We start from the raw sequence: 13,239 nt of genomic DNA, 5'->3' as shown, positions 1-13,239 counted from the left end.
GCTCCTACAGATTGCATCGCGCCAAGACCTGTAGGAGCGAGGCTTGCCCGCGAAGAGGCCGGAAAATTTACCCTCAACCTTTCTGATTCAACCTCTCACGCAAATACTCAACCACCGCCCCCCGCTCCCCCGCAAACTCGATCCGCGCGCCTTTCTTCTCGCGCTGGAACACATACATCGGGTCGTAATACTCAACCAACAGCCCCTCGATCCAGCCCCGGTGCAGGTCCACCGCGCCACTGCGCCCCTGCTCTGCCAGCGCATCTTCCATCAGCAACAGCATCCGCCGATGCCGCTCGCCGCCCAGGCGTTTGTAGACGTTGTTCAGGCTCGCCAGCATGCGCTCGGAAAACAGCGCGAAGCCTTCTTCGCCATGCACCCGGATGAACTCGGCGCACAGGTCCACCACGTAGTCGCGCAGGATCCGCTCGACTCGCCCCTGCAGGCTGTCTTCGAGCCAGACCATCGGGAACTGCTGCATGCCCTGATACAGCGGCAACGGCAACGCGCAGCTGCCGATGGCGCGACTTTCGTCTTCGAGCACGAACTGTTCGATGCCCTGGTTACGCTTCTTCAGCAGGTCCACCGCCAGGCGGTTTTCGAAGTCGATGTTGGAGGGTTGGCCGGTGGCCCGCTTGCCAAAGCTGGAACCACGGTGATTGGCGTGGCCTTCAAGGTCCACGCCGTTGCTCAGCTGAGTAAGCACGTCGGTCTTGCCGGTGCCGGTCATGCCGCCCAGCAGCACGAAATCGCACTGGGTAACCGCTTGATCGAGGGTATCGAGCAGGAAGGTGCGCATCGCCTTGTAGCCACCGCCGACCCGCGGATAGTCGATGCCGGCCTCGGTCTTGAGCCACTGCTGGACGATCTGCGAGCGCAGGCCGCCGCGAAAGCAGTACAGATAACCGTCGGGATGGGCCCGGGCGAAATCCGCCCAGGCCTGGATGCGCTCGGCCTTAATGGCGCCGGACACCAGTTGATGCCCCAGCTCGATGGCGGCCTGCTGGCCCTGCTGCTTGTAGCAGGTGCCGACGCGCTGGCGCTCGTGATCGTTCATCAGCGGCAGGTTGACCACGCCGGGGAACGCGCCCTTGGTGAATTCGATGGGCGCGCGGGCGTCCATCATCGGTCGGTCGTTGAGGAAGATGTCGCGGTAATCGGTGCAGTCGACAGACATCAAGCCACCTCGACCGCGTGGCTCTGTCGCTCCACCAGTTCGCCGATAGGCTCCAATGTCAGGCCCAGGTCCCGCGCCACGGCCAGGAACTCGTCGTTACCTTCGGGGGTGACAGCGATTAGCAGCCCGCCGCTGGTCTGTGGATCGCACAGCACGCGCTTGTGCAGTTCCTGCAGGCGTCCGAGCTTGCTGGCGTAGCTGTCGAAGTTGCGCAGGGTGCCGCCGGGGATGCAGCCCTGTTCGAGGTAGTACTCGACACTCGGCAGACGTGGCACCTGGTCGTAGCGAATGCGCGCGGTGAGCTGGCTGCCGTCGGCCATTTCCACCAGATGCCCCAGCAGGCCGAAACCGGTGACGTCGGTCATCGCGGTGACGCCTGCGAGTTTGCCGAAGCGGCTGCCGGGCTTGTTCAGGGTGCACATCCAGTCGCGGGCCAGGCCCACATCGGCGTTGCGCAATTTGCCCTTCTTCTCGGCGGTGGTGAGGATGCCGATGCCCAGCGGCTTGGTCAGGTACAGCAGGCAACCGGCGGTGGCGGTGTCGTTGCGTTTCATGTGGCGCTTTTCCACAAGCCCGGTCACGGCCAGGCCGAAGATCGGCTCCGGCGCGTCGATGGAGTGCCCGCCGGCCAGGGGAATGCCCGCCTCGTCACACACCGAGCGACCGCCGCGAATCACCTCGCGGGCGATCTCCGGGGCCAGCACATTGACCGGCCAGCCGAGGATCGCGATCGCCATCAGCGGATCCCCGCCCATGGCGTAGATGTCGCTGATGGCGTTGGTGGCGGCGATACGGCCGAAATCGAAGGGATCGTCGACGATCGGCATGAAGAAGTCGGTGGTGGAAACCACGCCGCGCTCTTCATCGATCGAATAGACCGCCGCGTCGTCACGGGAGGCGTTGCCGACCCAGAGTTTCGGGTCCAGGTTCTGCGCCCCGCTGCCGGCGAGGATCACTTCCAGTACCTGAGGGGAAATCTTGCAGCCGCAGCCAGCGCCGTGGCTGTACTGGGTCAGACGAATCGGTTCGCTCATGGAGGGGCACCTTGGAGGAGTCAATGGTGCCGATTCTAACAGAGGGTGTTTAGGGGATTCATAAACACAAAATCTGTGGCCGACAAATAACCCCTGTAGGAGCTAGCTTGCTCGCGATGGTCGCCAACGATAACGCTGGAAACCTGACACCCAGCGGCGCCTTCCAGTGCATCGCGAGCAAGCTCGCTCCTGCAGGGGGACTGGCTCAGAACCCCATACTGAAACTGATGGTCATCGCATGATCCTCGCTCTCGCTCGCGATCTGCCCCGAATACCCGATCCCCAACTTGGCTGTAGGGCTGATCTGGAAGTCCACCCCGGCTTCCACCACCGCACTGTCCTCGGCAATCGGCACGCCCTGAGTGCTGAACGAAGCCCCGCCATCGATAAAGGTCAGGTCCGCATCCGACTTGGTATCCCCAAACGCATGCCGCCAGCCAATCGCCGCACGCGGCGTGAATTGCCCGCCGTTGTCCAGCGTGATGACCTTGCCGGCCCGCACGCCCAGAGTGGAGAAGGTAATGTCCTGATCGGCATCGGCCTCCAGCCGTCCTACTCCGCCTTTTTCCTTGGCGGTGTCGCTGTCGTAGTTGACGTAAGCCAGCCCCGCGAAAGGCTCCAGCGCCACGCCCGCCGCTTCGAGGACATAACCGACTTCCCCGAATACCTGGGCGGTGCGGGCATCGTAATGAGCTTTCAGACGGTCGTTGTAGGAGCCGACGCTGACGTTGCGCTTGCTCTCGATGTCATGCCAGCTGTAGGCCGCGCCGAGGCGCACCGCCAGGGCATCGAACTGCGAGTTGAGGTAGGCCGCCAGGTGATAGCTCTCCACCGTGGCATCCGAGCGCCGGTCATGGGCGTCGATGTCGCTGCGTGTGTAGCCGGCCGCCATGCCCGCACGCCACTGGTCGTCGAGCTGCTTGTCGGTGCCGAGCATGAAGCCGCTGAGGTTGCGATCCAGACTGGCGCTGTTGCTGTCGCCATCGGATTCACCCCAGGCACCCAGGGCTCGCGCCCAGCCGACCATCTCGCCGTGGCAACCGTTGCTGCTCAGCTGGTTGTCGCTCGGTGCCAGTGCCCGACGTGGATCATCCGGACCACTGCAGGACGGCTGACGCATCCGGTCGTTGACCGCGTCGCGGATGTAGCGCGAATCCTCGAGGATCGCGCTGGCGGTGCTGGCGTGGATTTCCCCGGACAGACTGTCGAAAGCCGCGCGGGCATCGGCGATGCTCAGATTGAAGATCTGGCTACGCAACGTCGCGCCCGCCGCGCCGTTACGCATCAGCGCCGACGCGGTGCCGCGCTGATTGCCGGTGGCGGCGACATCGACGAAGGAATTGCCGTTGCGGCTCACCGCCAGGGACACCTGATTGGCGCCGTACAGCAGTGATGTGTCGTAGAACGCATAGCTCGGCAGATCGGTCGCACTGAAAGTGCCATTGACGCCACCGCCCGCGGTGATCAGCGAATACACCGCGTTGCCGGTCAGCGGTGCCAGGCTCTGCACTTGCAGGCCGCCACCGAGGGTGGCGCTGCCGCCGACTGCCAGTGGTGTGGCATCCGGCGAGCTGACGGTCAATGCCAGCACGCCGTCGGCTGCGTTGGTCAGATTACCGGTCACGCTCAAGGTCCCGGCCTGTGCACCGGAACTCACCAGCCCGTGGTTGACCAGCGAACCGACACTACCGTTACCGGCCAGGCCAGCGCCGTTGGCCACGGTCACCTGTCCGGCAAGCGAGGCCCGGGCGGCGAGACTGCCGACCTGCAACAGCCCCTGATCCACCGCCACCGCGCCGCTGAATGGCTGGTTGCCCGTCAACAGCAGCGTCCCGTTACCACGCTTGATCGTCGTCCCGGTGCCGCTGAGGGTGCCGTTGAACTGGCCATCGACGTTTTGCTGAAACACCAACAAGGCGTTGTCGAGGATGTTGCCCTGCAGGCTGGTGGTATTACCGATCAGCGTACCGCCACTGACGGTGGTGCCACCGCTGTAGGTATTGGCGCCGCTGAGTACCAGAGTGCCGGAGTCGAGTTTCTCGATGCCGCCACTGCCCACCAGCGGTGCGGAGATCTCGGTCGATACGCCGGCATTCACCCGCACCGGTGCCAGTGTGCCGCCCGGGCCGTTGACCGGGGTCAGGCTGCCGGCCGCGCCGGGCACCAGGCTGTAACCGCTGTCGAGAAATTGCAGGCCGGTGAAGTTCTGGTTGCCCACCACCGTCACCGTGCCGCCCTGCCCGCCGAACACCGCGAACTGACCGTTCGAAGCGAGCGCCTGGTTGCCGGTCGGATCGGTCCAGTTGGTGCCCGGGCCCCAAACGCCGCTGCCACCGCTGATGGTGCCGTCAGGATTGGTCTTGCCGCCGTTCCAGAACTGCACCTCGCCCGGGGTGTTTTGCACCAGCAGATTGACCTGGTTGGCCAACGCGGTTTGCAGGGTCAGGTTGGCCGCCGATACCGGCAGGCTGCCGTAGACCAGACCGTTGTCGGTCAGGCTGCCGCCATAGCGGAACAGTTGATAGACACCGGTGCCGAAGCCGCCGGCGTTGCTGACGTTTAGCGTGCCGTCGAGGGTCAGGTTGCCGGCGACATCGACCACCGTGGTCGAACTGGTGGCCGAGCCCAGCGTGAAGTCCAGATCGGTGCCCGAAGACAAGGCCAGCGAACCCACCGACAACGGCGTTGTACCGCCACCGCCAAGCAGCGTCGCGCCGCTTGCCATTTGCACCGCGCCGGCCAATTGCCCGCTGCCGGCCAGACTTGCACCACTGGCAATCGCGACATTGGCGCTGCTCAGGCTGCCGTTGACCCGCAGCACGCCAGCCTGCACATCGGTGTTGCCGGTGAAGCCGTTGGTGCCGGTCAACAGCAATTGACCATTACCGGTTTTGCTCAGCGTACCGGCGCCGGTCAGGTTGCCGGTATAGCTGCCATCGCTGTTCTGCTCGAAGACCAGCGCCGCGTTGTTGACGATCGCCCCTTGCAGGCTGCTGGTGTCGCCACGGGTGATGCCGCCGTTAAGGGTCGTGCCACCGTTGTAGGTGTTGGCGCCGCTGAGCATCAGCTCGCCGCTGCCGTTTTTCACCAGACTGCCGCCGCCGCTGATCGCACCGATGAGCGTGGTGTCCTGGTTGCCGGCCAGGGTCAGTTGCGACCCGAGGACGATGGCGTTGGCCAGTTGCAGATCGGCGCTGCTGTCGAGGGTTGCGTTGCCTAGCACACTCAGCGCGCCGCTGCTGATGGCGCTGTTGTTGCCCAGAATCAGCGTGCCGCCGTTGAGCTGGGTGCCGCCGCCATAGGTGTTGTTGCCGTTGAGGGTCAGGCTGGCCGCGCCGGTCTTGATCAGACTGCCCGCGCCGCTGATATCCCCGTCGAGACTCATGGCATTGGAGCCGGCGACGTTCAGGCCGCCATTGAGTACCACGTCGTTGGCGAGGGTGACGTCGGTATTGGCGTCCAGCGCCGTACCGTTGGCGGCGGTCAGCACTCCGGTGCCGAGGGCTGCGTCGTTGCCCAGCACCAGTTTGCCGCCGTTGAGCGCGGTGCCGCCGGTATAGCCGTTGGCGGCGTTGAGCACCAGGGTCCCGGTGTCGTACTTGCCCAGGGTGCCGCTACCGTTGAGTGCCACATCGAGGGTCGCGGTAGCGCCCGGATCGACCCGCACAGTGGCATTGCCGAGGCTGCCGTTGACCAGGTTCAACGAGCCTGCGGTGCCGTTTTGCAGGGTGTAGCCGTCGGTGGCGAATTGCAGGCCGGTAATGGTCTGCGCGCCGTTGACCGTCACGGTCCCGGCCGTACCCTGGAACACCGCGAAGCTGTTGGCCCAGGTCTGATTCAGCGTGCCGTCGACGTTGGTCCAGTTGGTGTTGCTGCCGCCCCAGGTGCCGCTGCCGCCACTGATCGAACCGTCCGGGGCGAGTTGGCTGCCGTCCCAGAACTGCACGGTAACGCCCGGTGCGGTGACCAGCAGATTGATCTGGTTGCCGATATTGGTCTGCAGTTGCAGATCCCCCGGGGTCACGCCGCCCGGCACGCTGCCGATCAGCAGACCGTTGTCGGTCAGGCCGCCGGTGTAGTCGATGATCCGGTACACGCCGGTGCCGAAGCCGCCGATATCACTGACGTTGAGCGTGCCGTCGAGGGTCAGGTTGCCGCCGACGTTCAGCAGCGCATTGCCGCCACCGGAAACCGGTGCACCGAGACCGACATCCAGATTCGAAGCGTCGTTGAGCACGAGCGAACCCACCGACAACGCATTGCCGGTGGACAGCGCCAGGTGCCCGCCATCAGCCACGGTCACAGCGCCGCTGAGGTCACCGTTACCAGTCAGGGTGCCGCCGTTGTTGACCAGCACGTTGATGCTGTCCAGCGAACCGTCGACCTGCAGGGTGCCGCCGTTGACGTTGGTGTCGCCGGTGAGGCTGTTGAGGCCGGTCAGGGTCAAGTTTCCGCTGCCCAGTTTGGTCAGGCCACCACTGCCGCTGAGAATACCATCGAAAGTGCTGCTCAAATTGCTGCCACCGAGGCTCAGGGTGCTGCCCACACCGACGTTGGCGGTGCCGCTGCCGGTCAGGCTCGCCAGACTGCCGGAAGCGCCAAGGTTGAGCGCCGTGCCGCTGTCGAGGTTGACCCCGGCGTTGTTGCCCAGCGCCCCGCTGCTCAAGGTGGTCAGGCTGCCCGCCACCACATCGAACAGGCCGCTGAAGCTGTTGTTGCCGCTCAACGTCAGGTTGGCCGCGCCATCCTTGACCAAGGTGCCGGCCCCCGCGAGCACGCCGCCCAGAACCAGATTGTTATTGCCGGCGACGGTCAGGTTGGCGTTGATATTGACATCGTTGGCCAGCACCATCGGTGCGCTGGTGTCGAGGATCGAAGCGCCCGCCACGGTCAGTGCGCCCCCGCCCAACGCGCCCGCGGAACCGAGGGTCAGGGTGCCGGCGTTCAGCGTGGTGCCGCCCTGCCAGGTGTTGATTCCGTTGAGGGTCAGGTTGCCCGCGCCGTCCTTGATCAATCCACCGGTACCGCTGACCGTGCCGCCAAGGGTCAAGTCATTGTTGCCGGCGTTGGTCAGGTTGGCGTTGAGCACCAGGTTGTTGCCCAAGGTCACTGCGCTGTCGCTGTCCAGCGTCGAAGCACCGCCAACCGTGAGGTTGCCCAGGCCGAGCGCGGCATTGCTGCCGGCCGTCAGGGTGCCGGCGTTCAGCGTAATGCCGCCGAGGAAGTTGTTGCTGCCGCTCAGGGTCAGGTTGGCCGCGCCGTTCTTGGTCAGGCTGCCGGCGCCGTTGATCGAGCCGTCGAGGGTCAGGTCATTGCTGCCGACGATACCGAGGTTGCCCGCCAGATTGATCGCGTTGGCGACTTCCACCGCGGTGGCTGCATCCAGCGTGGTGCCGTTGGCCGCATTCAGCGTGGCGGAACCGAGCGCCGCGTTCGACGCCAGAATCAGCCCGCCGGCATTCAGCGCCACCGGCCCGAGGAAGGCGTTGTTGCCAGCCAGGGTCAGATTGGCCGAGCCGTTCTTGATCAGGCCACCGGTGCCGCCGATCACGCCACCCAGGGTCAGCGCATTGCTGCCGAGCACGGTGAGATTGCCGTTGAGGGTGACGTTATTGCCCAGGGTGACGGCGGTGTTGCTGTCCAGTTGCGTCCCGGCATTGGCGGTCAGCAGGCCGCTGCCCAGCGCGCTGTTGTTGCCGACCACGATTGTGCCGCCGTCCAGCTCGGTGCCGCCGGTGTAGGTGTTGGCACCGTTGAGCACCAGGGTGCCAGTGTCGAGTTTGTTGAGGATGCCGCTGCCGTTGATATTGACGCCGACGGTGGCGGTCACGCCCGGATCGACCCGCACGGCGGTGGTGCCGCCAGTGCCATTGACGGCGGTGAGTTGCCCCGCCGTGCCGTTGACCAGGTTATAGCCGTCAGTCATGAACTGCAGGCCGGTGAACAGTTGCGTGCCATCCACTGTGACGGTGCCGGCCGTGCCCTGGAACACCGCGAAGTCGCCGGCCCAGGTCTGATTGAGTGTGCCGTTGGCGTTGGTCCAGTTGGTGCCTGCCGCGGTCCAGTTGCCGGTGCCGCCATCCACTGAACCGTTCGCAATGGTCTGGCTGCCGTCCCAGTAGCGAATGTTGGAATTCGGCGCCGAGACTTGAATGTTGATCTGATTGGCCACGCCGGTCTGCACCACCAGATCACCCAGGCCGAAACCGACCGGCACGCTGGCGACATCCAGGCCCAGATCGGTCAGGGCGCCTACGTAGTTGAACAGGCGATAGACACCGACACCAAAACCACCGGCGTCAGTGACGTTGAGATTGCCATTGAGGGTCAGGTTGCCGCCGACGTTCATCAACGAGGCGGTCGAAGGCGTACCGAGTGCCACGTCGACGTTGCTGCCGGCGCCCAGCACCAGCGAGCTGGCGGAAAGAGTATTGCCCGACGACAGCGCCAGGTGCCCGCCGCTGTTGACGTTCAGCGTGCCGAGCATCGAACCGGTACCGGTCAAGGTGCCGCCGCTGTTGACGTTGACCTGCGCACTGGCCAGGGAGCCGCTCAGGTCCAGCGTACCGCCGTTGACCGTGGTGTTGCCGGTCAGGCCATTGATCCCGGTGAGATTCAAGGTGCCGGTGCCGACTTTGGTCAGGCCGCCGCTGCCGCTGATATCGCCGTCGAAGGTGCTGGTGCTGCTGGCACCTCCCACGGTCAGCGTGGTGCCGAAACCGGCCTGCACGCTGCCGCTGCCGGTCAGCGCCGCGAGGCTGGCGTTGCTGCCGAGGTTGAGCCCGGCACCGGCGCTGATATTCACCCCGGACGTATTGCCCAGCGCATTGGCAGTGAGGGTGCTGACGCTGCCGGAAAGGATGTTCAGTGCGCCGGTGAAAGTGTTGTTGCCTGACAGGGTCAAGTCCGACAAGCCATTCTTGTTCAGACTGCCGGCGCCGTCGATCACGCCGCTGAGGGTCAGGTCGTTGTTGCCCGCGAGGGTCAGTCCGGCGTTGAGGGTGACGTTGTTGCCCAGACTGAAGGCCGAACTGTTGTCCAGCGTCGCCGCGCCGCCGACAGTCAGCGCACCGCTACCCAACGCGCTGGACGTGCCGAGGGTCAGCGTACCGGCATTGAGGGTGGTGCCGCCCTGGTAGGTGTTGACGCCGTTGAGGGTCAGGTTGGCCGCACCGTTTTTCACCAGTGCACCGGTCCCGTTGACGACGCCGCCGAGGGACAGGTTCTGCGTGCCGCCGACGGTCAGCGCGGCGTTGAGGGCGACGTTGTTGCTGAGGCTGACCAGCGGCGAGTTGCTGTCCAACGTCGCCGCACCGGCCACTGTCAGCGCACCGACGCCCAGGGCCGAGCTGTTGCCGACGATCAATGTTCCGGCATTCAACGTGGTGCCGCCGAGGTAATTGTTGGCGGCATTGACGATCAGGTTGGCGCTGCCGTTTTTCACCAGGCTGCCGACACCGCTGACCGTTCCGTTCAAGGTCAGATCCGCCGTGCCCCCGACGTTCAGCGCACCAGCCAGGTTCACCGCGTTGAGCAGACTGACGGCGGTGTTGCTGTCCAGCGTGGTGTTGGCGGCGGCGTTGAGTGCGCCGGCGCCCAGCGCGGTGTTGCTGCCGACGATCAGTTTGCCGGCGTTGAGTACGGTGTTGCCAAAGTAAGTGTTGGCGCCGTTGAGGGTCAGGTCGGCCGCACCGTTTTTAGTCAGTCCGCCTATACCGCCAACGACACCGCCGAGGGTCAGATCATTACTGCCGGCCACGGTCAGGTTGCCGCCGAGGTTGACGTTGTTGGCCAGAGAGACTGCCGTACCAGCATCCAGGGTGGTGCCGTTGCCGGCGTTCAACACACCGGTACCGAGCGCGGTGTTGGAACCGACGATCAGCGAGCCGGCGTTCAACGCCGTGGTGCCGCTGTAGGTGTTGCTGCCATTGAGGGTCAGGCTCGATGCGCCGGTTTTGATCAGGCCGCTGGCGCCGCTGATCACGCCGCCGAGGGTCATCGCGTTAGCGCCGCCCGTGGTGAGGTTGGCGTTGAGGTTGATCGCATTATTGAGCGTCACCGCCGAACTGCTGTTGAGGGTGCTCGCCCCAGCCACGGTCAGTGCGCCAGTACCGAGCGCCGAGCCGTTGCCGACGGTCACACTGCCGGCGTTCAAGGTTGTGCCGCCGCTGAAGGTGTTGACACCGTTGAGGATCAGGTTGGCCGCGCCATTCTTGATCAACTGGCTCGCGCCGCTGATCACGCCGCCAAGCGTCAGGGCATTGCTGCCGCCAATGCTCAAGGCGCTGTTGAGTGTGACGTTGTTGTTCAAGGCCACGGACGCATTGCTGTCCAGGGTTGCCGCGCCGCCGACAGTGAGGTTGCCGGCACCGAGGGAGGCCGCGTTGCCCACGGTCAGGGTGCCGGCGTTGAGCGTGGTGCCGGCGAGGAAGGTGTTGGCACCGTTGAGAATCAGATTGGCCGCACCGTTTTTGGTCAGCCCGCCGCTGCCGCTGACCACGCCGCCGAGGGTCAGGTTGGCGCTGCCGCCGACGTTAAGGTTGCCGCCGAGGGAAACCGCGTTGTTCAGCGCAACCGCCGTGCTGGCATCCAGCGTGGTGCCTGCGGCGGCGGTCAAAGCACCGGTCCCCAGCGCCGTGTTGGAGCCGACAATCAAGGTGCCTGCGTTGAGCGCGGTACCGCCGGAGAAGGTATTGTTGCCGCTCAAGGTCAGGTTCGCGGTGCCGTTCTTGATCAGGTTGCCGGCGCCACTGACGACGCCGCTCAAGCCCAATGCCTGGGTGCCACCGAGGGTCAGACTTGCCGCCACCGTGACGGCGTTGGCCAGCGTCACCGCCGTGGTCGCATCCAGCGTGGTGCCTGCGGCGGCGTTCAGCGCGCCCGTACCGAGGGCGGTGTTGCTGCCGACGAACAACGTGCCGCCATTGAGCACCGTGTTGCCGGCGTTGGTGTTGTTGCCGGTCAGGGTCAGGCTTGCGGTGCCTGATTTGGTAATCCCGCCGGTGCCTGACAACACGCCGCCCAGGGTCAGGGCATTGCTGCCGAGCACGTTCAGCGCGCCGGTCATGCCGATGTTGTTGGCCAGGGTGACGTTGGCGGTGCTGTCCAGGGTGGTGCCGCTGGCGGTGTTCAGTACGCCGCTGCCCAAGGCGTTGTTGTTGCCGACCAGCAAGGAGCCGGTGCTCAGGGTGGTGGTGCCGCTGTAACCGGTGTTGGCGCCGCTGAGGGTCAGGCTGCCGGAGCCGGTCTTGGTGATACCGCTGCTGCCGGAGATCAGTCCGCCAAGGGTCAGCGCACCGGTGCCGGAAGCGGTCAGGCCGGCACCGAGACTGATGGCGTTGCTCAGGTTGACCGTGCCCGGTGCCGACAGCGTCGAGGCGCCGGTGACGTTGATCGTGCCTGTACTCAACGCCTGATTGTTGCCCACCTGCACCGTACCGCCGCTGAGCGTTGTGCCGCCCAGGTAGGTGTTGACACCACTGAGGTTGAGTTGACCGGCACCAAGTTTGGTCAGGCCGCCGCTGCCGGAGATCACGCCGCTCAACGTGGTGGCGTTGGCGCCCTGCACCGTGACGCCGCCCGCGCCAAGGGAAATCAGGTTACCGATGTTCAGCCCGGCGTTGCTGGCCTGCAGAGTCCCGCCGTTGGAGGTGATCACCCCGGAACCGAACGTGGCGTTGTTGTTGAATTGCGCCACGCCGCCATTGAGCGTGGTCGCGCCACTGACCAACGGCCCCTGCAACGTCCAGGTGCCGCTGTTGAGGGTGAGGTTATTGAAGTTCACGTAAGTCGCGCTCGACGCCGTGCCGGTACCCGAGGTGCCGCCGCCAATCCCGGCCGTGTTTTGCAGGATCAGGTTGTTGTTGCCGGCAGCACCGCCGTCGACCGTGCCGGTCGGGGCGAAGGTCAGGTTGATGCCGATCAGACCGCCGAGGCCGACGCTGATTTGCACACCGTCACCGACGTTGACGCTGGAACCGGTCACCGCCGTAAAGGTATTGGTGCTGCCGGCGCCCATCGACACACCACCGGTAATCGCGCCAGCGTTGGTGAACGTATTGCCCCCCGCCGAAGTCTCGAATGCCACCCGGCCGTTGATGACACCGGTGCTGCTGTTGGTCATGTTGACTTGCGAGCCGCCCATGACTCCGATCACCGGCGTGTCCGCCAGGGTGATGCCGCCAACCGACAGACCGGTCGAGGTGATAGTGCCGTTGTTGGTGATGCTGGTGGTGCCTGTTGCCGCGTTGTTAACGCCAATGGCCAACCCGTCGACGCTGGTCAGGTTGAGTCCGAGCAACATCCCCGTGCCGCGGATGATTCCGCTGGCGTTGTTGAGAATACTGACGGTACTGGAGGCGCCTGTGCCGATGAACGCACCACCACTGAGTACCGAGACCAGGCCAAGCAGTGCCGGGTCGATGGTGCCGGAGTTGTTCAGCGTGATGTTGACTCCGGTCAGGTCCATGACATGACCGCCGAGAGTCGCATTCATCTGCGCCCCGCTGTTGACGTTGACCGTCAGCCCACTGGTCGCGCTGGAGAAGTTGTTGAGAAACAGCGGCAGCGACGGCACGCCGGTACAGGTGACTGTCGAGCCCGCCGTGGAACAGGTGGCCTGCGCCTGCGGAATGGCAGCACCGAACAACAATCCGGCGACACCGAGTTGCACGGCAAGGGAAAGTGGGGAAAAACGCGAAACGAGGGCAATGCGAAACCTTGCTTCCACAGGGAGCTCCTTGCGTGGGGGAACCACTTCATTCCATGAAGGGTGTGTAGCAATGACGGTGATGCCTCGACGCTCGTGTCGAAACTGCTACGACCCGGAAACCGTTTCTTTCCTGACCCACGGTAGTAGCTGGTTTGCGATGGGGCACACGTCAAATGGTGCTAATACTTTCGTGAGGGAGGGCTTTTGGCCCAGTAAATGCGGGGGTGTGTACACAAAATCTGAGGCCAACAAAGGCCCCATGTGGGAGCGGGCTTGCTCGCGAAAGCGGTGTGTCAGCCTGCAAATTCATCGACTGA

General features: G+C 64.7%; 3 protein-coding genes. All 3 read right to left on the bottom strand.

All coding sequences use genetic code 11. From position 1 onward, the window contains the following. Positions 1 to 73 precede the first annotated feature (73 nt). The 3 genes from mnmH to ACW9JE_RS22760 all read right to left on the bottom strand — a co-directional run bounded on the left by mnmH (position 74) and on the right by ACW9JE_RS22760 (position 12,940). On the bottom strand, positions 74 to 1,177 hold the full coding sequence (gene mnmH / locus ACW9JE_RS22770; protein WP_457434013.1) for a tRNA 2-selenouridine(34) synthase MnmH: 1,104 nt from the start codon (positions 1,175 to 1,177) through the stop codon (positions 74 to 76). Further along, positions 1,177 to 2,211: a selenide, water dikinase SelD gene (gene selD, locus ACW9JE_RS22765; protein ID WP_224540280.1), complete on the bottom strand. Its 1,035-nt coding sequence runs from the start codon at positions 2,209 to 2,211 to the stop codon at positions 1,177 to 1,179. The genes mnmH and selD overlap by 1 nt, the downstream gene beginning before the upstream one ends. Before the next feature lie 205 nt (positions 2,212 to 2,416). After that, the gene (locus tag ACW9JE_RS22760; RefSeq protein WP_457434012.1) at positions 2,417 to 12,940 is read right to left on the bottom strand and encodes an autotransporter-associated beta strand repeat-containing protein; all 10,524 of its coding nucleotides are present in this window, start codon (positions 12,938 to 12,940) and stop codon (positions 2,417 to 2,419) included. Positions 12,941 to 13,239 lie beyond the last annotated feature (299 nt).

It is taken from the genome of Pseudomonas sp. SDO55104_S430, assembly GCF_054070595.1.
Note: the sequence above shows the minus strand (reverse complement) of the source record. Positions and strands in the feature narration are given on the sequence as shown.